Source organism: Ligilactobacillus sp. MP3 (assembly GCF_024436335.1).
Classification (GTDB): domain Bacteria; phylum Bacillota; class Bacilli; order Lactobacillales; family Lactobacillaceae; genus Ligilactobacillus; species Ligilactobacillus salivarius.
Window position 1 is genome coordinate 157,814 of sequence record NZ_JANFQI010000003.1, and the last position, 25,309, is coordinate 183,122.

The 25,309-nt window shown below is 29.6% G+C and carries 20 protein-coding genes and 1 pseudogene; 18 read left to right on the plus strand and 3 right to left on the minus strand.

Translation table 11 applies throughout. The features are described from left to right. Window positions 1-5 precede the first annotated feature (5 nt). The 3 genes and pseudogenes from NOU10_RS03700 to NOU10_RS03710 all read left to right on the plus strand — a co-directional run bounded on the left by NOU10_RS03700 (window position 6) and on the right by NOU10_RS03710 (window position 2,496). Entirely contained in the window at window positions 6-1,052 is a 1,047-nt protein-coding gene (locus NOU10_RS03700) for an acyltransferase (RefSeq protein WP_255906023.1), read from the plus strand. 157 nt (window positions 1,053-1,209) lie between these two features. Continuing rightward, entirely contained in the window at window positions 1,210-1,704 is a 495-nt protein-coding gene (locus NOU10_RS03705) for a transposase family protein (protein WP_255906024.1), read from the plus strand. 44 nt (window positions 1,705-1,748) lie between these two features. Then, window positions 1,749-2,496 (plus strand): annotated as a pseudogene (locus NOU10_RS03710) (ISL3 family transposase). A 389-nt stretch (window positions 2,497-2,885) separates the two neighbouring features. Here the strand turns inward: NOU10_RS03710 and NOU10_RS03715 are convergent. Next, the gene (locus NOU10_RS03715; RefSeq protein WP_255906025.1) at window positions 2,886-3,149 is read right to left on the minus strand and encodes a hypothetical protein; all 264 of its coding nucleotides are present in this window, start codon (window positions 3,147-3,149) and stop codon (window positions 2,886-2,888) included. A gap of 303 nt (window positions 3,150-3,452) precedes the next feature. Continuing rightward, complete coding sequence (locus tag NOU10_RS03720) at window positions 3,453-4,940, minus strand: nucleotide sugar dehydrogenase (RefSeq protein ID WP_255906026.1); 1,488 nt, start codon at window positions 4,938-4,940, stop codon at window positions 3,453-3,455. 204 nt (window positions 4,941-5,144) lie between these two features. On the opposite strand from NOU10_RS03720, the gene NOU10_RS03725 reads away from it, so the two are divergent. From NOU10_RS03725 to NOU10_RS03780, 12 genes are all read left to right on the plus strand, one after another. Further along, window positions 5,145-5,939, plus strand: a complete 795-nt coding sequence (locus tag NOU10_RS03725; RefSeq protein WP_255906027.1) for a YveK family protein — start codon at window positions 5,145-5,147, stop codon at window positions 5,937-5,939. A 17-nt stretch (window positions 5,940-5,956) separates the two neighbouring features. After that, entirely contained in the window at window positions 5,957-6,682 is a 726-nt protein-coding gene (locus NOU10_RS03730; protein ID WP_255906028.1) for a CpsD/CapB family tyrosine-protein kinase, read from the plus strand. Window positions 6,683-6,802: 120 nt separating this feature from the next. Next, a complete protein-coding gene (locus NOU10_RS03735; protein ID WP_255906029.1) occupies window positions 6,803-7,579 on the plus strand; it encodes a tyrosine-protein phosphatase in 777 nt (258 codons plus the stop codon). 19 nt (window positions 7,580-7,598) lie between these two features. Continuing rightward, the gene (locus NOU10_RS03740; protein WP_255906030.1) at window positions 7,599-8,573 is read left to right on the plus strand and encodes an LCP family protein; all 975 of its coding nucleotides are present in this window, start codon (window positions 7,599-7,601) and stop codon (window positions 8,571-8,573) included. Between the two features lie 79 nt (window positions 8,574-8,652). Beyond that, window positions 8,653-9,318 carry a sugar transferase gene (locus tag NOU10_RS03745; RefSeq protein WP_255906031.1) on the plus strand — a complete coding sequence of 222 codons (666 nt, stop codon included), beginning with the start codon at window positions 8,653-8,655 and terminating at the stop codon, window positions 9,316-9,318. A 120-nt stretch (window positions 9,319-9,438) separates the two neighbouring features. After that, the gene (locus NOU10_RS03750; RefSeq protein WP_255906032.1) at window positions 9,439-10,428 is read left to right on the plus strand and encodes a glycosyltransferase family 2 protein; all 990 of its coding nucleotides are present in this window, start codon (window positions 9,439-9,441) and stop codon (window positions 10,426-10,428) included. Next, a complete protein-coding gene (locus NOU10_RS03755; protein WP_255906033.1) occupies window positions 10,415-12,073 on the plus strand; it encodes a 6-pyruvoyl-tetrahydropterin synthase-related protein in 1,659 nt (552 codons plus the stop codon). The genes NOU10_RS03750 and NOU10_RS03755 overlap by 14 nt, the downstream gene beginning before the upstream one ends. An 11-nt stretch (window positions 12,074-12,084) precedes the next feature. Continuing rightward, window positions 12,085-13,545, plus strand: a complete 1,461-nt coding sequence (locus tag NOU10_RS03760; protein ID WP_255906034.1) for a hypothetical protein — start codon at window positions 12,085-12,087, stop codon at window positions 13,543-13,545. Window positions 13,546-13,550: 5 nt separating this feature from the next. Continuing rightward, window positions 13,551-15,299 (plus strand): hypothetical protein, encoded by a 1,749-nt coding sequence (locus NOU10_RS03765; RefSeq protein WP_255906035.1) that lies wholly within the window; start codon window positions 13,551-13,553, stop codon window positions 15,297-15,299. Further along, complete coding sequence (locus tag NOU10_RS03770; protein ID WP_255906036.1) at window positions 15,277-16,452, plus strand: polymerase; 1,176 nt, start codon at window positions 15,277-15,279, stop codon at window positions 16,450-16,452. Before NOU10_RS03765 ends, NOU10_RS03770 begins: the two co-directional genes overlap by 23 nt. 14 nt (window positions 16,453-16,466) lie before the next feature. After that, window positions 16,467-17,468 carry a beta-1,6-galactofuranosyltransferase gene (locus NOU10_RS03775; protein WP_255906037.1) on the plus strand — a complete coding sequence of 334 codons (1,002 nt, stop codon included), beginning with the start codon at window positions 16,467-16,469 and terminating at the stop codon, window positions 17,466-17,468. A gap of 26 nt (window positions 17,469-17,494) precedes the next feature. Then, on the plus strand, window positions 17,495-18,505 hold the full coding sequence (locus NOU10_RS03780; protein ID WP_255906038.1) for a galactofuranosyltransferase: 1,011 nt from the start codon (window positions 17,495-17,497) through the stop codon (window positions 18,503-18,505). A gap of 18 nt (window positions 18,506-18,523) precedes the next feature. Here the strand turns inward: NOU10_RS03780 and NOU10_RS03785 are convergent, their stop codons facing one another. Continuing rightward, a complete protein-coding gene (locus NOU10_RS03785) occupies window positions 18,524-19,396 on the minus strand; it encodes a beta-1,6-N-acetylglucosaminyltransferase (RefSeq protein WP_255906039.1) in 873 nt (290 codons plus the stop codon). Window positions 19,397-19,562: 166 nt separating this feature from the next. Here NOU10_RS03785 and glf point away from each other — a divergent pair, with 166 nt between their 5' ends. The 3 genes from glf to NOU10_RS03800 all read left to right on the plus strand — a co-directional run bounded on the left by glf (window position 19,563) and on the right by NOU10_RS03800 (window position 25,279). Next, entirely contained in the window at window positions 19,563-20,678 is a 1,116-nt protein-coding gene (gene glf / locus NOU10_RS03790; RefSeq protein WP_255906040.1) for a UDP-galactopyranose mutase, read from the plus strand. A gap of 2 nt (window positions 20,679-20,680) precedes the next feature. Beyond that, window positions 20,681-22,111 (plus strand): flippase, encoded by a 1,431-nt coding sequence (locus NOU10_RS03795; RefSeq protein WP_255906041.1) that lies wholly within the window; start codon window positions 20,681-20,683, stop codon window positions 22,109-22,111. Between the two features lie 216 nt (window positions 22,112-22,327). Next, entirely contained in the window at window positions 22,328-25,279 is a 2,952-nt protein-coding gene (locus NOU10_RS03800) for a KxYKxGKxW signal peptide domain-containing protein (RefSeq protein WP_255906042.1), read from the plus strand. Window positions 25,280-25,309: the final 30 nt, after the last annotated feature.

A 25,309-nucleotide genomic window follows, 5' to 3' on the forward strand; every position in this document is an offset into this window, starting at 1 on the left:
ATTTGATGAGCAAACGGATAGATAGAAATTCTTCGTTAGAGTTATTACGAATTATTTCTATGCTTTTTATAGTTATGAACCACTATTCTGGAGAAGAGCCTTGGAATATGAAAGGTGCCAGCTTAGTGAATGTTATAAGTTATCAACTTTATAAACCGCTTGGGCAGGTAGGGGTTGATATTTTTGTTTTGATTACTGGATATTTTTTAGCATCTAAGGTTGATGCTAATTATGCAATTTCCATGAAAAGGGCGAGTAAAGTATGGCTTGAAGTTTGGTTTTATTCAGTAGTGGTATTTTTTGCGGGGAGTTTTTATTATGGTCATTTTTCCATTGCAAATATGGTTAAAGGATTTCTACCAATAGTATTTAACAATTATTGGTTTGCTACAGCTTATATTATTTTGGTACTTTTAGCACCTTTTATTAATAAACTTCTAGAAAAACTTTCTAAAAGAGAGTACATAGTATTGCTAATTATAACAATATTTTGTGGAGAAGTTATACCTGTCATAGGTAATACAACCTTCAGTTTAGATAAAGGATTTGGTGATATACTAGCGGTTTATTTAGTTGGTGGATATATTAGACGATATGATATAGTAACTAAAAAATTTCATCTGATCTTTGCAGTAATTGCTACTTATTTATTTATGCTAGTGTCAATACTTATTTTGTGGAAGATAGTTGGTTATGAAGGAAATATAACCCGATTTACATATGGAATTCTACCTTTTACAATGGCAATATCAATTTTTTTAATATTTGTCGAGATACCTTCTTTTACTAACAAAACTATAAATTGGTTTGCTAGTTCTGTATTTGCGACGTATTTAATGACAGAAAATATTTATGCTGACAAATTTATTTGGACGGAGTTGTTTAATACTACTAGTTACGAAAATCTCTTATTAATTTCTGGCTTTGGATTACTAATAGCAGTATTTCTTGTAATCATCACAGTTTTTGTTGACAAGTTTAGAATACTTCTTTTTAATCATTTAAAATTGGAGAGACGTATACATAGGATTATTGATAAAATTGTCTTTTAGCAAATTACACTATTACAATAACGGTTGTATAATATTTAGGGCTGATAATGTAAAATTTTTTTGCATTACGGTCCTTCTTTTATTTTCTCCATTTTTACGGCAAAATAAAAGAGATGGCCCACAACGCCAATCTAATTAAAGAAAGGACACCATCTCTATGGATAATAATATCAAATTTTTACTTGGAATTACAGACCCTAATTTAACTATTGACCCTAAATATCAATATACTTCGTATATTGAAGAAAAAATTATTAAAAATAGTAAGGCTTTGCTCTGTCATCTATATTTGTCTTACCTTATGTATTGCCCTAATTGTAAGACTTTGATGTTACATAACGGCACTAAAGTAGTTAATAATGTTCATCTTTCTTCTGTCGGTAAAAAGCTTGTGCTTTCTATAAGGAAACAGAAGTATCTGTGTCCTGAATGCAAGAAGACTGCGACAGCTAAATTTAAAGATACTAACTATCATGATCATTTTTCTAATGCTGTTAAAGCCAAACTTGTACGTGATTTAAGTTTATCCAGACCTATGTGTGAAATTGCTGCGGACTCTTTTACATCTTCAAACACAATTATTAGATCTTTAGAGAGTGTAGAAAATAATTTTAAAGTAATCGTAACTGGCTTCCTAGTCACTTATCCTTAGATGACTTTAAATCTGGTAAAAGATTTTCATCTAGTGGTATGAGTATGTGTTTAATCAATGCAGTCAATCATCGAATTATAGATATAATTCCAGAAAGAAATAATAAATTCCTTAGGAATTATTTCATTCAATATAGTTACAAAGCTAGATTATCAGTAATAACTATAACTATTGACTTATATGCACCTTACCGCAGTTTGATTAAGGAGTTATTCCCTAATGCATTTATTATTGCAGATAAATTTCATGTGGTTACACAGGCATACAGCTATGAATAAAATTAGAATTAGGGTTATGAAAGAATATGGAGCTGGAACCCATGAGTATCGAGCTTTGAAACGTTTTTGGAAACTACGTCTAAAAAATCAAGATAATGTTGATTATCATAGATATTATCCAAGGATAAATTTTAAATATGCTGAATTAAGTGATTCTGAAGTTTTAGATCGTTTATTTGATATGTCTTCTGAATTGAAGACAGCCTATGAATATTATCAGTTACTTCTATAAATATACCGTAAAAATAGTTGTCAATTACTAAATTTATTAACTGATACATCTTCTTGGAATCTTCCACCAGAAATGAGACAAGCTTTAAAAACTATTAAGAAACATAAGGTAGAAATAGAAAATAGTTTTGCTTTACCTAAACTTACCAACGGTCCTATTGGAGGCGTCAATAATCACATTAAAGTAATTAAGCGTATAGCCTATGTCTATAATAATTTTAAGCATTTTAGACTCAGGATTTTGATTTCGCTAAAAAATAATGTAATTTTCTTCTCCACTTAAAACAAAAAACTATTAGACTTTCATCTAATAGTTTGAAAATAATAATTAAAATTTTGGCATCAGTCCTTTTTGACAAAGAACCGATTTTTTGCCATAAGGAGGTTATTTTATAGTTAATAGCTAGCCTTATAACCGTCTCTATTTTGTTAACTTAATGACATTGAATAAATTATATGATCCTTTGTTTAGATGATTATATAATTTATTGAATATAGTTTCATAACCTATCAATTTTACTGTATGATTACTATCTAATTCGATAGAATTATTTGGTTGCCATATAAAGGTGTCTTCATACCATTTGCCATTTACAAACAAAAATTCAGGTTCTAAAGAAAGGTCGAAACTAGCAGAATTGTCAATATCCCCATACATTTTTCTAATAAGGTTCATGCTTGAAAACAATTACTTTGGATTTTAAATATATTTAGATGTTCCTCTTCATATTTATCTATAAATTTCTGATTAAAAGCGTATCTAAATGTATCAGAATTTGGGTCTGCCTTTGATAAAGAATTAAAATATTTTGATAACCATTCTTCTTTCGTAGCGCATAATGGGGTTCCTGAGACAGCTTTATATATGTTAAATAACTCATCTAAGTCATGAGAAATTATCTTTTTTAAATCATCACTACTTGAATAATTACGCAAAATAAGTGCCTTTATACTAAGTTCAAAAGCATTTCTTATTAAGAATAAGCCTACAAAGAAACAAATATCAAGATTTCTAGTATTATTATCCTCTTTAATATAGTTAAAAGTATGACAACTACATTTATAATAATCGTAAGCTAATTCTTTATAATCTTCAAATATGCGAGTATTCCCTCTCCATTTTATATTTACTGTATTATTCGTATTTTTATCAAAAATACTTTTATCTTTATCAGGTCAATAAAATTTAGAATCTTCTTCAAAGAGTATCATAAATATCACTCTTCTAATTAAATAATTTTAATCACGTTTAAAAATATCACGAGTATAAACCTTATCTCTTACATCATCTAAAATGCTATTATAACGGTTCGCAATAATAGAGTCACTTAATTTTTTAAATTCATTTATGTCATTGATAACTCTACTTCCAAAGAAGGTAGTATTATTTTTAAGAGTTGGTTCATAGATAATGACTTCAGCACCTTTGGCCTTGACGCGTTTCATGATACCTTGAATAGATGATTGTCGGAAGTTATCAGAGTTTGATTTCATTGTGAGACGGTAAACTCCAATAGTGACTTGCTTTTCTTCTTGTGGGTTAAAGTTATTTGAATAGCTGTATGAGTAATAACCAGCTTTTTGAAGAACTTGGTCAGCTATGAAGTCTTTTCTAGTTGAATTTGACTTTACAATAGCTTCGATTAAATCTTCAGGTACATCTTTATAATTTGCTAAAAGTTGCTTAGTGTCTTTTGGTAAACAGTATCCACCATAACCAAAAGAAGGATTATTGTAATGAGAACCAATTCTAGGATCAAGACAAACACCATTGATAATTTCTTCAGTATTAAGACCTTTTGATTCAGCATAAGTGTCTAATTCGTTGAAGTAAGAGACACGAAGAGCTAAATAAGTATTAGCAAATAATTTTACGGCCTCAGCTTCAGTAAATCCCATGAAAAGTGTGTCTATATTTTTTTTAATAGCACCTTCTTGAAGTAATGAAGCAAAATCATGAGAAGCTTTGACAATTTCAGGATCGTTTTTATCAGTAGAAACAATAATCCTACTTGGGTAAAGATTATCATATAAAGCTTTAGATTCACGTAAGAATTCAGGACTAAAGATAATTTTATTAGTTTGATACTTTTTACGTATATGCTCTGTATAGCCTACAGGAATAGTTGATTTTATAACCATATTAGCATTAGGATTGACTTCCATAACAAGTTCTATTACAGCTTCAACAGCACTTGTATCAAAATAGTTGCGTTTACTATCATAGTTAGTAGGTGCTGCAATTATAACAAAATCAGCATCTTTATAAGCTTTTTTACCATCTAACGTAGCTGATAAGTTTAAATCTTTTTCAGCCAAAAATTTTTCAATATATTCATCTTGAATAGGTGATTTACGATTATTTATTAAATCAATCTTTTCTTGCACAATATCTACCGCAGTTACTTGATGATTTTGTGCTAAAAGGGTAGCTATTGAAAGGCCTACATACCCTGTACCAGCTACAGCTATCTTTATATTAGATAAAGTTTCAGTTTTTTTAGCTGTGTTAAGTGGTTCAATGAATAAGTCTGTTATATCAAAATCTAGTGCCTGGCTAAGGCTCTCTAATTGAGGAATAGAAGGAATAAAATCTTTTGCTTCTATTCTACTAATAGTTGCTCTATTTATATTAGTTACATCAGAAAGTTGTTGTTGTGTTAATGATTTTTTCTTTCTATTAGCAATAATAATTTCAGCTAATTTAGAGAGTGATAATTGTTTCATAGTTATAAAATCTCGTCCTTTTTGTTATTTTTATTAACAATAGTATTGCTTTTAAGTAATAAAATAGCATATAAAGTATATTTTTGCAAAATAAATACTAATTTTGTTACATCAAGTAACAACAAATAAGTCAATAGTATATTGACAAAATAGACAAAAATAAATTATTATTAAGCCTGTAGATTTTATTTATGGGAGAAGATTATGAGTAGAAAAGACGATGAAACGATTATTGATTTAAGACATCTAATTATTGTTTTGAAAAATAACATGATATCCATTATTATTTGGGCAGTATTAGGATTAATAATATCTTTGGGAAGTGTGTTTTTACTTGTTGAGCCTAAGTATAGTTCTAGTATTGATATTTTAGTTAATCAAAAAGCAAGTAATGAGCAGGTACAATATACAACGCAACAAGCTGATTTACAGGCTATTAATACATATAAGGATGTTTTGACAAAGCCAATTATTTTGGCTCCAGTACTTAAAGAAGTTAAACGCACAGATAACTATCAGGGAAATGTAAGTACTTTAGAAAATTCTATCAAGGTAACAAATCAAACCAATTCGCAGGTTGTAACAGTGACTGTGACTGATAAAAATGCTTATGTTGCTGCAGATGTGGCAAATACAATTGGTAAAGTGTTTTCAAAAAAAGTTAAAAAGATGATGCAGGTAGATAATGTTACAATTGTATCTAATGCTAAAGTTAATAATAGTCCAGTGTCACCCAATAAAAAGGTATTTGCCTTAGCAGGAGTAGTAATAGGTGCATTTGTTGGAATAGCAATTGCTTTTATTAAAGAACTTACCGATAAAACTGTTAAGAATAGTAGTTTCTTAACTGATGAACTAGGCTTAACCAACATAGGTTCTGTTTATCATTTAGACATTAATGATAACGACTATGGTGTAGTTAAGGTTATTGCTAGAAATAAAATCTCTGATGATAATGGCGAAGAAGAGTTTGATACTCCTCGTCGACGTAGAGTTTAGAAAGGGGGATAAGAGACATGGCATTATTTAAGAAGAAAAAAAAGTTAGATAATAATAGTATGGAAAAAGGTGTCTATTTAGTAACAGTTGCAAAACCAACATCTGTAGATACTGAACAATTTAATACCATTCGTACGAATATTACATTCTCCAGTGCAGATACAGAGTATAAATCTTTAATGATTACATCCTCTGTTGCTTCTGAGGGTAAGTCTACTACGGCTGCAAACATTGCTGCATCTTTTGCTAAACAAGGTTTATCTACTTTGTTAGTTGATGCGGATTTACGTAGACCAACGATTGCTTCTACCTTTGGTATAGCTGATCCAAGAGGATTGACCAATTTCTTAACTGATAGAGAATTTGATATTAATGATGTTATTTATGAAACGACTGTAGATAATCTTTTTGTTATTCCAGCTGGGCCTGTTCCTCCTAATCCATCTGAATTAATGGGTTCTAAACGTATGGATAAATTACGTGAAGCACTGGAAGAAAAGTTAGATTTAGTTATCTATGATGCACCTCCAGTTTTATCTGTAACTGATGCTCAACTTTTATCAGCTAAAGTTGATGGAACAATTCTAATTGTTCGTCAAGGATTTGCGGAAAAAGAGGGTGTTCGTCAAGCTGTGGATTTATTGAAACATGTTAATGCTCATATTATAGGAGCTGTATTAAATGATGTAGATGCTTCTACAGATGGTTATTATGGTTACTATGGATACGGAAAAGAAAAATAAATTCTTTAAGAATCGACAATTATTGTCGATTTTTTATTTGCTTGTAATGAATTTAAGGATAGTGTTTGGTATAATATATGTGTTTTTATATTATTTAATTATCAGAAAAGGATTATTAATATGAATTTTGAGAAAATAGTAGATTTACATTGTCATATCTTACCAGGTATTGATGATGGTTCTCCAGATTTAGAACATTCTTTGCAATTAGCACAAGAAGCAGTTGCTGATGGAGTTACACATATTTTAGCTACTCCACATCATCTTGATCGTAATTATACTAATCATGCACAAGATGTTATTAGACTTGCTGATGAGTTTCAAGCTGAGTTAGATAGGCGAGGAATAAATTTAACAGTTTTTCCAAGTCAAGAAGTACATATTAATGGAGAACTTCTAGATAAGTATGATGATTTGCTAGGAATAGATGAAGATAAACGATACATGTTATTAGAATTTCCACATGATGGGGTTCCTAGATATGCCGAGAACATGATTTTTAATCTAAAGAAAAAGGGAACAATTCCAGTTATTGTACACCCAGAACGTAATCATGAAATTCAGAATAATTTAAATATGTTGTATGATTTTATTAAAGCGGGGGCTTTAGCACAAGTTACAGCTACAAGTTATGTTGGTGGTTTTGGCTCACATGTAGCTGAAATATCGCATACATTGGTTGAACATAATTTAGTTCAAATTGTTGCGTCGGATGCACATACTTTAAAGGGACGTAAGTTTGTATTAAGTGAGGCTTTAGATCAGATTGCTAAAGATTTTGGTGAACAAAAAGCAATACAATTTGAGAAAAATGCTGAAAATCTAATTAACGGTGAGTATGTCGTAGCTAGAGACTATACACCAATTCAGAAAAAGAAGAAATTCTGGTTCTTTTAACAGAAAGTGGGAGTAGAAAATGAATAATGAAGAAGAAAAGTTAAATAGAAATCACAGTCATCATAAGCATCATCACCATCGCTCATTTTGGCAAAGACATAAAATTTGGAAATGGGTTTTAATTGTTATTGGGTTATTTATAGTTGCTGATGTTGCATTGTTTGGTAAGATGTATTTTGATGCTAAAAAGTCAGCTAACAGTACATATAAGCAAGTTAAGACAAATAAATTACGTAATACACCAGATTTAAATAATGGTAAACCATTTACAGTTCTTATCTTGGGAACTGATACAGGAGAATATGGACGTACATATCGTGGACGCTCAGATACTATGATGTTAGCAGCAGTTAGCCCTAAAGAAAAGAAGACTACTTTAGTAAGTATTCCACGTGATACTAAAGTAGCAATTCCAGGATATGGATATAATAATAAGATTAATGCTGCCTATTCATATGAAGGTACAAAAGGTGCAGTTAATATTGTTCAAAGTTATTTAGATGTTCCTGTCGATTACTATGTTGAAATGAATATGAAAGGTCTGGAAGAACTTTCTGCAGCAGTAGGTCCTGTTAAGGTTGAGAATGATTTAGAATTTACTAATTTACACAAAAAATTTAAAAAAGGAACTGTAACTATTGACAAGGATAACATCTTAGCTTATACACGTATGCGATATGAAGATCCACGTGGTGACTATGGCCGTCAATTACGTCAACGTATGGTACTTGAAGCCTTAGTCAAGAAGATTGCAACGATTGGAAGTATTACTAAGTATCAATCAATTTTGAATGCAATTTCTAGTAATATGAAAACTAACTTGACTTTTGATGATATGAAGGCAATTGCAACTAAGTATGGTTCTGCTTCTAAGATTGAACAAGTTCAATTACAAGGGAAAAGTAGAATGATTGATGGGGTATCTTACGAAGTTGTGCCACAAAGTAATTTAGATAAGGTAGTTAGCCAATTAAAATCGGCTTTGAATGAATAATGTTAACTTTTTGTTAAGTTTTTGTCGAAGTTCAATGATATAATTTTTGGAGTTAATAAAAAATGAGGAGAATGCGTTAATGGAAAAAATTGGAGGAACGGTTAGCATGAAGAAACTGGATAGAGAAAATATTAATAAAAGATACATCTATCATCTTTTCAAACGAGCATTTGATTTTCTTGCTAGCTTAGTAGGATTAATTGTACTATCACCGCTATTTTTATACATAGCATTTAAGATTCATAATGAAGACAAGGGACCTGTATTCTATACTCAAACTAGAGTTGGAAAAGATGGTAAAAAATTTGAAATGTATAAATTTCGTTCAATGATTGTAGATGCAGATAAGAAGTTAGCTGAATTAAAATCTCAAAATGAAGTAGAAGGTCCAATGTTCAAGATGAAGGAAGATCCTCGTATCACAAAAATTGGTAAATTCATTCGTAAACATAGTTTTGATGAACTACCACAACTTTTAAATGTACTTAAAGGTGATATGAGTTTAGTGGGGCCACGTCCACCTTTGCCAAGTGAGGTTGCAGAGTACTCTGAATATGATAAGCAAAGATTGTTAGTTGTCCCTGGTTGTACAGGACTTTGGCAAGCAACAGTTAGAAATAGTGTAGGCTTTTCTGAAATGGTTGAATTAGATTTAGAATACATTCAAAAGAGTGGATTTTTCTATGATTTATATTTGATCTTTTTAACAGTAAAGATTGTGTTATTCTCTAATGATGCGTATTAATGGAAATAAAGACAAAAGCATGTTTGAGTAAGCATGCTTTTTTACTATGTATGTGGTATTATCAACTAGTGAAATTAAAAGTAATAGGAAGTATTTTAATAAGAAAGGAATGGACTATTTATGCTTAATAAAAACTATTTAACTATTGTAGTCCCTTGTTATAATGAAGAAGAAGTTTTACCTGAAACTGTAAAAGAATTAGGAAAAATACTTGATAAGTTAATACAAGATAAGTTAGTTAATAAAAATAGCAAAATACTATTTGTAGATGATGGTAGTAAAGATGATACTTGGAAATTAATAAAAGAGTATGAAGAGATTAATGAGCATGTAACTGGTATAAAGTTTAGTAGAAATTATGGACATCAGAATGCACTTATTGCAGGAATGACAGTATCAGTAAAAAAATCAGATATGATTATTACAATAGACGCGGATCTACAAGATGATGTTACTGCAATTTTTGAAATGGTTAGAAAATATCATGAAGGAGTAGATGTAGTTTACGGGGTTAGAAATAGTCGAGAAACAGATACTGTTTTTAAGCGAAGAACAGCATTAGCATTTTACAAGTTAATGGAAATGTTAGGTGTGAATATGGTTCCTAACTCTGCAGATTATAGACTGTTAAGTAAAAGAGCGGTAGAGGGATTACTGGAATTCCACGAAAGAAATATATTTCTACGTGGGATGGTACCATTGGTTGGATATAAATCTGATAAAGTATACTATGCACGCAAGGAAAGATTTGCGGGAACTTCTAAATATCCTTTGAAGAAAATGATAAAATTTGCGATGGATGGAATTACCTCTTTTTCTACAGTTCCAATTAAATTAATAATGAATTTAGGATTGTTATTGGTTATTATAGGTATTATTTTGTTTGTATATACAATAGTTCAAAAAATTTTAGGTCATGTAAATGCTGGTTGGTCTTCACTGATGGTTTCAATTTGGGTATTAGGTGGAGTTCAATTAATCTGTTTGAGTATCATTGGAGAATACATAGGTAAGATATTTACAGAAGTAAAACAAAGACCGAGATATACTCTTGAAGAAGATGATTATTCAGAAGTTAAAAGTCAGGAGCAGAAAAATGATAAGAGATAAGCATTATTTAAAACAAATGATAATTAATATTGGAGTTTTTTTATCATTTTGTGTATTGAGTTATCTATATATACGTCCTTTGTTAATTACAGGTAATATTTATATGGGTGATGATGCGTGGTATCACATAAATAGAATAATAGAAGTAAAAAGAAATATTGAAGTAGGTAATTTCTTACCTTATATATATTCTTATACGTTTGGACAAGTAGCATTTCCTTTAGGAATATTCTATCCTGAAATTACTTTGATACCGATAGCATTGATAAGTACATTGTTTAAGAATCAGATTACAGGAATATACATGGGAATTGCATTATATACATTATTAACACTATGTATAATGTATTTTGTTGTAAGAAAGTTGAATAAAAGTAGGTTGGCAGCATATGTTGCGTCAGTATTATACGCATTTTCGATATATCGTACGATAGATGCCTATAGTCGTTTTGCTTTAGGTGAATATATAGCAATGACTTTTCTTCCACTATGTTTTTATGGCTTCTATGCTATTTTAAAAGGAAATAGCAAAGACGGTGTATATTTAGTAGCAGGTTTTTCATTAATATTAATGACACATGTATTAAGTGCAGTAATAGTATTTATTACAATGATGTTAATTTGGATTATAAGTTTAATATTTATTGATGAAAAGGTGAAAAAGACATTTAATTTGCTTATTGTAGGTGTTATAGCAGTTATTAGTTCGATGGCATTTATTGGGCCATTTTTAGAACAAGAGTTAACACAAAAATACGCAAAACCATCCCCTTGGATTTTAGCTGAAACTGCACGTAGTTTTAATAGTTTATTTTTAAGTGCACTAGATAATAGTATTAATAGGACTGGTTTTACATATAGTATGGGTATATTTTCTATAATTATAATTTTATTAGGATTAATATACTTGAAAAAAATTAGTGAATTAGCTAAGTTATGCTTAGTTATAGGAATATGTTTCTTTTTATTTTCAACAAAACTATTTCCTTGGGAATGGCTACAAAATACACCAATTTCTGTGATACAGTTTCCATCTAGACTATTAATAATTCCGACGCTAATGTTTAGTTTTGTTGGAGCAGAACTGATTGATTTGTTTAAAAGTATATATTTCACAAGAGAAAGATCAAAGTTGGTATTTATTATAAGTGTGATAACTGCTATTTTTGCATTTTGGAGTTCGAGTGTCTATCAATTTAAGTTAGAGAATAGTGGATTAGTAGTATTTAATAATAGTAGTGATGTCATAAAAAGTAATCAATATATAGATCAATATACACCTAAAAAAGCTAAAAAGTATTTGGATGACATTGAAAAGCACATAGCAGTGATAGATGGTAAACATATTAGACTGACAGAGATAAAATCAACTCCAGGAGAAGTGACCTATAGTAGTAAAATGTTTAAAAGAAATATAATAGTAGACGTCCCGGTTAGTTTTTATAGAAATTATGTAATTTATCAAGGAAATAAAAAATTAAAAGTTACTAAATCTAAAAGAAATACTCTAGAAACAAAGCTAGTAAATAATGGTAAGATTACTATTAAATATCAAAGAAGCATAGTGGACTTGATAAGTTATGCAGTATCTTTAATAATGTGGATAGGTATTATTATTTATATAATAAAAAATAGTTGGAAATAGAGGGAAAATAGTTGATAAGAAATTATTTAGAAAAGCTAACCTTATTTATATATGCAATCCTTATATCTATAACATTGTTAGGTTCAATAAGATCAATAAATTTTTCAATAGTAAATGTTAAGTTTACAGTAATATTATTTACAATAATTATACTTTTATGTTTATTATTTAGTAATAAGATTAAGATTAATAGACTAGTAACAATATTATTTGTATTAGTGACAATTAGTATGCAAATAATATTAGTGGAGAATATAGCTACAAGAATTGGATTAACTCCAAATGGGTTTGATCCAGATCACATTTTTGAAGCTAATAAACATGTTACGACATATTTAAAAGGGTATTTTAGTGTATATCCTAACAATATTAGTATGTTGTTAATGGAACACTATATATTAAAAATAAGTAACTTGAAATTAACTTGGATGAATTTAGCGTATATATCAGCCCTTTTTGTTGATATATCAGCTGTATTGAATGTGTTAATTATCAAAAATATAAATAGAAATTTAGTTAATACATCTATTGTGATTAATTGTATATGGATTTTATTATTTCCGATGGTTATAGTACCTTATACAGATACTTGGGTATTACCCTTTGTATCAGGATACTTATTATTATATGTCTTAATAAAAAGAGAAAATAAAAAGATTTTACTATTTTCTTTTTTAATGTCGATATGCGCAATAATGGCATACTTTTTGAAACCATCTGCAATAATACCATTTTTTGCAATAATTATTTATGAACTTACTCGTGTAATAGATAGGAAATTTCATTTAAAAAAGATAGATTATTTAATTTTTATTTGTTGTTTATTGGGAGGAGTTGGAACATATATTTCTGGAAGATATATAATTAATAATCAGAGTGTTATTAATATTATTCCTGGTAGATCTGTACCAATCGTGCATTATGTAAATATTGGTATGAAAGGTGAAGGAAAATATAACTTCGAAGATGATATGAAAATGTATTCCCTAGAAGATAAGAAAGATAGGGTTGATTACTCTGTTAGAGAAATAAAAAAGACATTGAAAGGATATGGTGTAGGGGGATATCTTAAGTTTTTAATTTTGAAACAACAGTTAAATACATCTGATGGAACATTTGGATGGTTACAAGAGGGAAATTTTATTACTAGAAAAGCTAGGTCATCTTTACAACAAGTGTATTATCCTGATGGAAAATATTTAGATGATTATAAATATATAGCTCAAGGAATATGGACATTGGGAATTGCAGTATTATTTTTAACAATGTTCAGTACAGGAAAGTATCAAAGTGTTCTTAAGCTATCACTAATAGGCGGTTTTATATTTCTACTGATTTTTGAGGGAGGAAGATCGAGATATTTAATTCAATATCTACCAGTACTGTTAACAATATTAGCAATTTCGTGGGATAATTTTCTTATTAAATTAAATAAAATAGCTGATTTTCATAAAGATAAGATGTGGAGTTAAAGAAAATGAAACTGAAATATGGAAAACAACAGATAATGGTATATATGATATCGATAATTTGTTTTATTTTTTACATAGTAACAACATATATTAATCTTAAGTCTAAATACATAGTTAGTGGAGCAGATACTTTTTTTCATGCACAACGAATTTTTGAAGTAAGAGATGCTATATCTAATGGAACGTTGCCTAGTTGGAGTAATTTTCTAACATTCCATCATGTTGGACAACCAATAAATGGTATGTATCCTGATATAAGTTTATGGCCACTAGTACTAGTAACTAATTTCTTAGATCCTGTACAACAAATAATATGTATAAGGATGATTATTGGTATTCTTACATACGTAGTAACATTTAAAACTTTGAGTAAAAGATATGATATTGTTAGTAGTGCTTTTGCTGCTGGTATATATTGTACATCTGGAATAGTGTTAAAAAGTTATTATTTTGAATTACAAGTAGGAGTGGCAATAACTTGTATTTTTTTGGTGCCTATAGTAATAAATTTTAAAGATTTAGTTTGTAGTATGCATATTGATAAAAGATTAGTCGTAAAAACTGCTATATTAAGTACTGTAGTAATATATTCTCATTTAATGAGTATATTTGTATTGTATTTGGTCGTTTGTATATCTTTAGTAATAGTAATGATGACAAATTGGAGGAAATATAAGGCTTATGGAGCATTGAATTTACTGTTGTCATCGATGATTTTATTACTAACTTCCTTACCAATACTTTATAGGTATTGCATAATTTCTGCTTCGCATTTACATCCAGCTTTTTCATATAAAAACGTAGAAGCTATAAAATTTATAGATTTGTTTGTACAAGCTACATGGGATTCAAGAGAATATTTAAGCATAGTTTCAATTATACTACTAATGGTATTTGCACTAAGTATAAATAAGAAAAAGATAAATATTTTGATGCCATATATATGTATAGAATTATTGTTAATAGTATTGGGTTCGGATTTGGCACCCTGGAATTTACTAGAGAAAATGCCGATTCTTAGTAGTATTCAAAATACAGGATGGAGATTCATTGTGTTTACAGGGATAGTACCATTATTATTAATTCTTATAAATTATAGTAAAAAAGTAAGTCGACTAATTTTAGGTTGGACGTTTGTAGTATCTATACTAGTTGCTTGCAATTTGTGGATTGGTTTTTATAGATCTACTAGTGAAAATTTAGTTCCATTAACTAATAAAGAAAGTAGAACATTAAGCATAAATGATTGGGTTAAATTGCAGTCATCAGGAATTAATAGTGATAAAATAACAAGAAATATAGTTCCAGATTACGGACCTAACAATATAACAGTAGCTCCTAATACTAATGGAGCAAATTTATCCGCAGATATACAAAAAATTATATTAAATAACCAATTAAGAGCTGGACATAAAGAAATACCTGCAAAGTTAAAGTATACATATAAAAGTGTATCATTTAAACTACTAGAAAGAAGAAATTATCATAGTATTGTTCTTCCGGTATATGGGTATAAAAGCTTAAACTACACGGTAAAAGTAAACAATAAGAAAAAAACTTATAAAATTGGTAAAAATGGATTTATAAAAATCAGCAATACTAAAGAAATTAGATCGATAAGTGTTGAGTATACTTATCCTAGGAAATATCTATACATTGTAGCATTTTCATTAAGTCTATTAATTTTATTAAGTATAGATATTTATTTTCACGATAGGAAGGTAATAAGAGATGAATCAAGAATCTATAATTGATAATATGAGATTGAAAGTGGAGACTAAATTACCCAAAGTTTCTGAGTACTTATTTTTTGCTTCTTTTTTTATCTATATAATTACTCAATATTTGGGTGGAACAATGTTTACAGTAGATGGAACGGTTAGTTTTCTTTTATTGACAATATCATCAATATTAGCATTTATTAAAATTATAATATTTGATAACGAGTCTAATTTATATAAATTAACTATAGTTTTACTACTAATTATATTGTTTGCGGCAGGTAAAAATTCTTTTGACTATAACTTTTATTATTATGCATTTTTGATATTTGCAGCAAAAAACATAGAATTCAGAAAAATTCTTAAGTATTACATAATAGTATTAGTTGGTGGAATCATAGTAACGGCTATTTTTGCATTAATACATGTGATTCCTGCTATTGTTATAACAAGAAGTAATTCAAGTGCACTAAGGTTAGCCTTGGGTTCAGTTTATCCTAGCGATTTAGCAGCAAGAATATTTCATCTTATGGTGGGATACGCTGTATTAAAGAAATTCAAACTAACTTTACCAGAATATTTGTCAATTATAGCTATTACAGTTACAACATATATAGTAACTGATACAAAACTGGATTTAATATTGATGATACTTTTAATTATATGTTTGAGCTTTTATAAATATATAGTTATACTCATGTCTATGATTAAGCCATATATTTTTAATTTGCTTATTTTAGGATTTATAGCTATTAATATTTTATTGGCATATTTTTACAATCCTAAAATATCAATATTGAATAAACTAAATAGTGCACTAACAGGAAGATTGGATTTAGCTAACAGAGGATTTAATGATTATAATGTAACACTATATGGACAATATGTTTATCAAAATGGCTGGGGAGGAATTCATAAAAAAATTATTGATTATTTTTATATAGATTCGTCACTAGTCAGAGTTTTATTAATGCAAGGATTAATCGTATATATTATTTTGATATGTTTGATGTTACGAGATATGAAAATATTTGTTAAAAATAAGCAATTTTCTTTGGCGATTGCATTATTCTTTATTATAGCAAGTTCAGCAATAGATCAGCATTTAATAGAAATCACATTTAATTTTGTATTTTTAGCTAGCTTTGCTAATATAGATTACTTCAAAGATGACAGACTTAGTTAGAAAGGAAAAATAGTTTGAAATATATTTTATCATGGCAAGATAGTGCACATAATACTGGTGGAGTAAAAGCAAAGAAAGATGTAGAACTTTTTTTGAATGAAGAAGGATTTACCGCTATAAAGATTCCTGCAGGTAGGGTAAAAAAATTACTATATGTACTATTTAAGTTGCCATTTGTCCTTATGAGAATTAGATCAGGTGTTATAGCTGTACAATTTCCAACAGGAACATGGACAATTTTAGATTTAATAACAAGATATGTAAAAAATTTATCTGGTGCAAAATTAGTATATATTATACATGACATTGAAACACTTAGATATTGGAGTGAATCTGACAATGATAGAAAAAAAGAAATAGAATTAAGGCTTTTAAAAAGAGCAGACGGAATAATTTCTTTAAATGCTAAAATGACAGAATGGCTCAGAAGCAAAGGAGTTAAAGCTCCTATAGAGAATATGTGTATCTGGGACTATGACAACCCACAACCTATTAGGGAAATAGGGAAATATAATAGAACTGTTGGATTAGCAGGTAATTTAGATAAGGTACAATTTTTGAAAAAGATACCTAGTGATATCAATATATATGTGTATGGCCCTAACAAGGAATCTGATTACCCTGATAATATAAAATATGTAGGAAATTTTTCTCCAGATTTACTGCCATTAAAGTTTAAAGAAAGCTTTGGACTTGTTTGGGATGGAGATGAAATAAATACTTGTTCAGGTCCCTTGGGGAATTATTTGAAATATAATGATCCTCATAAATTGTCAATGTATTTAAGTTCAGGTATTCCTGTGGTAATTTGGTCTAAAGCAGCGACAGCGGAGTTTGTAAAGAATGTAAAAGTAGGTATCTTGATTAGTAATTTAAATAGTTTGAATACCGAACTAAATAATATTAATGAAGATGAGTATAAAATAATGTGTTCTAATGCTGTTAATTTATCCAAAAAAATGCGAAAGGGTTATTTTTTAAAAACAGCCTTACAGAACTTGATTAAGCAATTATAGAAATAATCAGTGAAAGGTTTATTATTATGAATAATTATCTATTATCAATTTATGATAAGACTGAATATAATGCAGGTCCAAAAGCCAAAAGAGATATAAGTAAAATTTTAAGTGAAAAACTAAGTTTTAAAAATATAGAGTTTTATTTTAGTTTAAATAATACTATTTCTTCTAAAATTAATAAGATTAAGTATTTAAATTGGGACATACCTAAAAAATTAAAAAATAAAAAAATAGATAATATCTTTATCCAATACCCTATATATTCAACTGTAGTTACTGAAAAGATATTATCTTTGTTGGATTCGCATGTAAAAGTTTATTATATAATTCATGATTTAGAGTCTTTGAGGTTGTTTAAAAATGACGCTAACTATCTAGTAGAAGAAATAAATAGATTAAATAAAGCAGATGGGCTTGTTTCTCATAATTCAACAATGACAAAATGGTTAAGAGAAAATGGTGTAAAAACTAAGATATCTAATTTAGAAATATTTGATTATTTAACGGAAAATGTAGCACCAGAATCCAATAGTTATGAAAAGACACTGTGTTATGCTGGAAATCTACAAAAATCTGATTTCTTAGTTAATGAATTTTATCCAATAGATGTGTATGGGCCTAATCCTAAGAAGAAATATCCTAATACTGTAAGCTATAAGGGTGTATTTGCACCGGAAGAATTACCTAAACATTTAAAAGAAAACTTTGGTTTAATATGGGATGGAAATAGAATAGATGAATGTAATGGTGTTTATGGTGAGTATATGAAATATAATAATCCCCATAAAGTTTCATTATATTTAAGTTCAGGTTTACCAGTGATAATTTGGGAAGAAGCAGCGTTGGCAGAATTTGTAAGTAAACATCAAGCCGGAATTGTAGTTGAAAGTTTAGCACAATTACAAGATAGACTTGGCTCACTAACTGAAGAGGAGTATTTGAATTTGAGGCATAATGCTCGATTAATAAGTGAGAAATTAAAAATTGGTTACTATATTGTAAAGGCAGTATCAAATCTAATAGATAATAAATAGAGAGGTTAACCAGCCTCTCTATTTATTATTTCTATTAAGTTGAGTTATCAAATCCTTGGAATATGGACCGTCAAATTTTCTAGCAAAAATATAATCACCATTAATAATATTATCAAAATCAGACATATCAAGAATAGCTGGATAACTTCCATGTTGTTTTTGCCATTTAATATACCGGTGATGATTTGTAACAATTCTTTGTTTAAATTTAGGGGAATTGCAGAGAATGGTTTGCATCCAAAATTCGTCAGAAAAACAACCAGTTTGAAGCATTTTTAGAAGATTAGGATGAGAATCTAAATAACTAATACAATATTCAACAGCATCTCTAGGCATATCTACCCAATTTTCACCAGAGTATATTTCTAAATCAATTCCTAATTTTTTCAGCTTATTAACTCTGAATAGAGTCTGAACTAGTAACAATCCTCGATGATAGAATTTACCAAATGTTGAGCGACGATTAATTCTATCGTAATTAAAATAATACTTTTGCCACCAAATAGTAGGTTCACCAGCTTTTTTAACTTCAGTAGCCTTAAAATACGTCATATAAATTTTATCGTCATTTTTAAATCTATCATAAATATTTTGAGAAGTATCTGTAAGCCAATCTTGACCTGAAATAACATGAATATATTCAATTTGACGATTTTTAAGCGCTTCTTTCATTAGCAGTACAGTAGCAGCGCCTATACTCCAACTTCCCCAGTGAACATCTATTTTAGACATATAATGAATATTTTTTTTATCAAGAATCTGTTTATAATTTTTAGGAATATTCATCTTTTTATCAAAATGAATATAAACTTCAAAATTATTATTTAAAATAGTTGCCAATTTAGTAACTTGGTCAATATTCTTATGAGCAAGTATAAGTATTGCTTGCATAATACATAACTCCTATTGCTATAATTTTAAATTATTATATCATGACTTATTATTATTTGTTAAATCGCTATATATTTAAGGAAAAAGTAAAAAATATAGGGTATAATGTGACATAGAATTTCAAATTAGATTACTTAAATAGAATATTTATTGATGGAGGATTTAGATGACAAATTATTTAGTAGTAGGGGCAGGCCTTTTTGGTGCAGTATTTGCACATGAAGCTGCTCAAAGAGGACATAAAGTAAGGGTTATTGAAAAAAGAGACCATGTTGCTGGAAATATTTATACAAAAGAAGTACATGGCATTCAAGTTCATCAATTTGGTGCACACATTTTCCATACTTCTAAGAAAGAAATTTGGGAATATGTAAATCAATTTGCTGAATTTAATCGTTATACTAATAGTCCAGTAGCTAATTATAATGGTGAAATTTATAACTTACCTTTTAATATGAACACATTTAATAAACTTTGGGGAGTTGTAACTCCTAAAGAAGCTATGGCTAAGATTGAAGAACAACGTGCAGTTCTTAATGGCAAGAAACCAGAAAATCTTGAAGAACAAGCTATTTCATTAATTGGAACAGATATTTATGAAAAATTAATCAAGGGTTATACAGAAAAACAATGGGGACGTAAAGCTACGGAATTGCCAGCTTTTATCATCCGTCGTTTACCAGTACGTTTAACTTATGATAACAACTATTTCAATGATACATATCAAGGTATTCCAATTGGTGGTTATACACAAATTGTTGAAAAGATGTTAGATCATGACAATATCACTGTAGAAACAGGGGTAGATTTCTTCGATCGTAAAGAAGAATATCTAAAAGAATACGATAAAGTTGTCTTCACAGGCATGATTGATCAATTCTTCGGTTACAAACTTGGAGAATTAGAATATAGAAGTTTACGCTTTGAAACAGAAGTATTAGATGAAGATAATCATCAAGGTAATGCCGTAGTAAATTATACAGATGCTGAAACACCTTATACTAGAATAATCGAACACAAGCATTTTGAATTTGGTAAAGGTGAAAAAGGTAAGACAGTTATTACGCGTGAATATCCTGCCGATTGGAAACGTGGCGATGAACCTTACTATCCAGTAAATGATAGTAAAAATAACAGTCTTTACAAGCAATACCAAGAACTAGCAAGTAAAGAAACTGAAAATGTAATATTTGGTGGACGTTTAGGACAATATCGTTACTACAATATGGATCAAGTTATAGGAGCAGCTTTAATAACTGTTAAGAATGAATTTGAGGGATAATTATGAAGGTAATCAAAAATTATCTTTACAATGCAGGATATAATATTTTAGCCTTAATCTTACCATTGATAACAGGTCCTTATATTGGACGTGTTTTAAAACCAGAAGGGGTAGGGATTAATTCATATACTAACTCTTTAATCCAATGGTTTGTATTAATTGCGGGTATTGGTATTTCTTATTATGGTAATCGTGAGATAGCTTATGTACGTGAAGATAAGAAAAAAATGACTCAGACTTTTTGGGAAATTCAAATTCTTAAAGTAATAATGACAGTTGTTGCTTTCTTCTTATTTGCACTATTTATTCAATTTTACCGAAAGTATTATTGGTACATGATATTACAATCTTTGAATATTGTTGCAGCCGCAATAGATATTTCTTGGTTGTATATGGGAATTGAAGATTTCAAAAGAACCGTTATCAGAAATACAATGGTAAAATTAGCATCTTTAGCGATGATTTTTATTTTTGTTAGAGACGCTAGTGATGTAGGTGTATACATTGTAATTCTAGCTATATCCCTAATTGGCGGTAATTTAACTTTATGGCCTCATCTAAGAATTTTATTAACCAAGATAAGCATCAAAGAGTTGCATCCACTAAGACATTTTATCCCAACAGTGTCATTGTTTGTTCCACAAATTGCGACGCAAATTTATTTGATTTTGAACAAAAATATGCTAGGTATTTTTGCTGGAGCTACTTCTGCCGGATTCTATAACCAATCTGACGCTCTTGTTAAGGTTGTCTTAGGTCTAGTAACAGCAACCGGAACAGTTATGTTGCCTCATGTATCAAATGCTTTTGCTAAAGGAAAAACTAAGAAAGTAAATGAATTATTATATAATTCTTTTGATTTTGTATCCTGTTTAGCTATTGCGATGATGTTTGGTTTAGCTGCTGTATCAAAGTATTTAGGTACGATGTTTTATGGACCTGGTTTTGGCCCAGTTGGTTTAGCTTTAATGATTGAATCAATAGTAATTGTTCTAATAGGTTGGAGTAATGTTGTAGGAACGCAATATCTTTTACCTACCAATAAAGTAAAATCATTTACAGTGTCAGTAGTATTTGGAGCAATTGTTAATATTATTCTTAACTTCCCATTTATTTATTTCTGGGGTTTATATGGAGCTGTATGGGCTACTGTGTTATCAGAATTAGCAGTTACAGCTTATCAATTGTGGGTAGTTAGAAATAGTGTCGATTTGAAAAAGATGTTTGAGAATTTTATTAAATATCTAATATCTGGAGTTGTAATGTTTGTTCCAGTTTATTATCTAGAGTTACTTTGGAAACCAAAAGACATGAATCTACAAGGAATCATGTATACAGGGCTAGAAGTTATTATAGGGATAGCAGTCTATGCTATAGTACTTCTAATACTAAGGCCTACAATTCTAAGCAAAATTAAAATGATAAAAAAATAGTATTTTTTAGTAGCAATCTGTTAAATAATACGGATTGCTATTTTTATGACAACAATGTAACACTAACCTAAAGAAATAATACAAACTTTGGTAAATATTGAGATTGATATTTGCATAAAGTATAATAAGAAAGTATTCCTGTAAGCTCTTATAGGAATAGCTACATAAGTTTAGAAAGAATTTAAGTTTAGATAAGAAAAAGGAGGACGTTTTTTCTTGGAGAATTACGAAACAAAAAAACGTTATAAGATGTATAAAGCCGGTAAAAACTGGGTTGTAGCACCTTTAGTTTTCTTAGGATTGGCAATGGGCGTTAGTTTCCATAACCCTAAAGTTATGGCTGATACTAATGTTCAAACTCAAACAGATAGCAATAATGATAATCAAACTAATAAGCAAGAAGTAACATTACAGGCAACACAAAATACAGAATCAAAGACAGTTGTTAATCAAGAAAATAGCAGTCAACAAGCAAGTGTTGAAAATAATCAAAGTGTAGAAACTAAGTCAAACGAAGTTGCAAATACTACTCAACAAACTTCTGCAAATCAAGAAGTAAAGCAATCTACACCAGTAACTGTACAAGCTCAAAGTGCCCCTGTACAACAAGCAACTCCAGCAAATAATAATGTAACTACACAAGTAGCAGAAAATAAAGTAGCTACTGCACCTGCTACACCAGCAACTACTTCCGAACAAAAGCAAAATACTCAAGTAGTTAACAATAGTGAACAAAGTAGTTCTACCCAAAGTTCAACTACACAAAAGAGTGAAGAACCTAAAGTAGAAACACCAGTAAATACTGCTGATAATGCTAGCCAAAAGAATGTCAACGGTAACTGGTATCTAGTAGATAACAATACTGGTAAGAACTTGACAGGATTCCAAGAAATTAAGGATCAAAATAAGGTAGTTTACTATGCACCAAGTAATGGCCAAATGCAATATGGTTGGCAATGGGTAAATAATGCTACACGTTATTTTGATAATGCGACTGGGGCAATGGCAATAGGCCAAAAGAATATTAATAATCATTGGTATCTATTTGATAATAATGGGGCAATGCAACGTGGTTTTCAAAATTTAAAGGATTATGGTCAAGATAAGACTGTGTATTACAACCAAGATGGCTGGATGCAATATGGTTGGCAAAATATTAATAATAGTAAATATTATTTTGATAAATTTAGTGGTGCAATGACGACGGGACAGAAAAATATCGCCGGTAGTTGGTACTTATTTAATAATCAAGGTGTAATGCAAACTGGTTTTCAGAAGATAGCAAATCAAGATAAGACAGTCCATTATGATTCTAATGGTAAGATGCAATATGGTTGGCAGTGGGTAGATAATGCTACACGTTATTTTGATAATGCAACTGGAGCAATGGCAACAGGTCAAAAGAATATTAATAATCATTGGTATTTATTTGACAATAATGGAGCAATGCAACGTGGTTTCCAGGATTTAAAGAATTATGGTCAAGATAAAATTGTTTATTATAATCAAGATGGTTGGATGCTCTATGGTCAACAAAGAATTAATGGAAATTGGTATAATTTTGATAAAAAGACTGGCAAAATGTCGGTAGGATTCACCAATATTTCGGATCAAAATAAAACTGTTTACTACAGTGAAGATAAGACTAAGTTAGGCCAAATGCAATATGGTTGGCAGAACATCAATAATAATAATTTTTATTTTGACAAAATGACAGGTGCTCTTCAAACAGGTCAAAAAAATATTGATGGTCATTGGTACTTATTCGCCAAGGATACTGGAGCAATGAAGACAGGATTCCAAAATTTATCTTCATATGGTCAAAATAAGACTGTATATTATGCTTCAAATGGCCAAATGCAATATGGTGTTCAATCGATTAATGGAAGTAGATATTACTTTGATAAAGCAACGGGATCTATGGCAAAAGGCTTAGTATATAATAAGGAGTCTAAGACATTACAATATTTTGCTAATGATGGTAAGCAGGCTGTTGGCAAGTTTGTAATTAATGGTAAAAGCTATAACTTTGATCCAAAGACAGGTAATTTATTAGCTTCTGGTGAAGTTGATATTGATGGGAATAAATACCTATTGAAAGATAATAAAGTACAAGTAGGATTCCAAAGTGTAAATGGAAAAGTTTACTACTACGATACTAATAACGGTCAAAAACAATTTGGTCAAAAGAATATCAATAATAATTGGTATTTATTCGACAAAAATAGTGGTGTAATGAAGACTGGATTTCAAAATTTAGCACCATATGGTCAAAATAAGACAGCTTACTATGCACCAAATGGTCAAATGCAATACGGTCAACAGAATATTGGTGGCCATTGGTACTTATTTGATAGAGCAACAGGAGCAATGAAGATAGGATTCCAAAATTTATCATCTTATGGTCAAAATAAAACAGTTTACTATGCTTCAAATGGCCAAATGCAGTATAGACAACAAAATATTAATGGTCATTGGTATTTATTCGATATGGCAACAGGAGCAATGCAAACAGGTTTTCGTAATTTAGCACCATATGGTCAAAATAAGACAGTCTACTATGCTTCAAATGGTCAAATGCAATATGGTTGGCAAAATATTAGTGGAAAGAAATATTACTTTGATACATTCACAGGTGCTATGAAGACAGGTACTGTTAACATCAATGGTAAGAACTATACTTTTAATTCTGATGGTACATTGAAACAAGATACATGGGGATGGCCATTCCCATCTGTAGGTCAAGGTAGCTTTACAGGTGCTCAATTATTTGGTGTAAATCCAGGTGGAGAATTCCGTATGAATGGATTCCATGATGGATTGGACTTTGGTTCTTATGATCACCCTGGTTCTTCAGTTCATGCTGTACACAGTGGTGTCGTTACACAAATTGGTTATATTGCTGGTTTGGAAAACTATGTTGTTGTTCAATCAGACGAATATAGCTTTGTTTACCAAGAAGCATTCAGCAATCGTGGTAACATCAAGGTAAGCGTTGGTCAACAAATCAATACAGGTGATGTAATTGGTTATCGTGATACATCACACTTACACTTAGGTATAACTCGTGAAAAGAATATTATGAGAGCTATTGCCAACTCATTTAACAATAATGGTACATGGTTGAATCCTTTAGAGTTAATTAGAAATGGTATTGCTAATCAGTAATGAAGTTTTGACAGGTAGATTTGGAGGATA

Bases quoted from the DNA above. Each gene is read 5' to 3' on its own strand.
- NOU10_RS03700 (WP_255906023.1), top strand. From the start codon at position 6: ATGAGCAAACGGATAGATAGAAATTCTTCGTTAGAGTTATTACGAATT.
- NOU10_RS03705 (WP_255906024.1), top strand. From the start codon at position 1,210: ATGGATAATAATATCAAATTTTTACTTGGAATTACAGACCCTAATTTA.
- NOU10_RS03720 (WP_255906026.1), bottom strand. From the start codon at position 4,940: ATGAAACAATTATCACTCTCTAAATTAGCTGAAATTATTATTGCTAAT.
- NOU10_RS03725 (WP_255906027.1), top strand. From the start codon at position 5,145: ATGAGTAGAAAAGACGATGAAACGATTATTGATTTAAGACATCTAATT.
- NOU10_RS03730 (WP_255906028.1), top strand. From the start codon at position 5,957: ATGGCATTATTTAAGAAGAAAAAAAAGTTAGATAATAATAGTATGGAA.
- NOU10_RS03735 (WP_255906029.1), top strand. From the start codon at position 6,803: ATGAATTTTGAGAAAATAGTAGATTTACATTGTCATATCTTACCAGGT.
- NOU10_RS03740 (WP_255906030.1), top strand. From the start codon at position 7,599: ATGAATAATGAAGAAGAAAAGTTAAATAGAAATCACAGTCATCATAAG.
- NOU10_RS03745 (WP_255906031.1), top strand. From the start codon at position 8,653: ATGGAAAAAATTGGAGGAACGGTTAGCATGAAGAAACTGGATAGAGAA.
- NOU10_RS03750 (WP_255906032.1), top strand. From the start codon at position 9,439: ATGCTTAATAAAAACTATTTAACTATTGTAGTCCCTTGTTATAATGAA.
- NOU10_RS03755 (WP_255906033.1), top strand. From the start codon at position 10,415: ATGATAAGAGATAAGCATTATTTAAAACAAATGATAATTAATATTGGA.
- NOU10_RS03765 (WP_255906035.1), top strand. From the start codon at position 13,551: ATGAAACTGAAATATGGAAAACAACAGATAATGGTATATATGATATCG.
- NOU10_RS03770 (WP_255906036.1), top strand. From the start codon at position 15,277: ATGAATCAAGAATCTATAATTGATAATATGAGATTGAAAGTGGAGACT.
- NOU10_RS03780 (WP_255906038.1), top strand. From the start codon at position 17,495: ATGAATAATTATCTATTATCAATTTATGATAAGACTGAATATAATGCA.
- NOU10_RS03785 (WP_255906039.1), bottom strand. From the start codon at position 19,396: ATGCAAGCAATACTTATACTTGCTCATAAGAATATTGACCAAGTTACT.
- glf (WP_255906040.1), top strand. From the start codon at position 19,563: ATGACAAATTATTTAGTAGTAGGGGCAGGCCTTTTTGGTGCAGTATTT.
- NOU10_RS03795 (WP_255906041.1), top strand. From the start codon at position 20,681: ATGAAGGTAATCAAAAATTATCTTTACAATGCAGGATATAATATTTTA.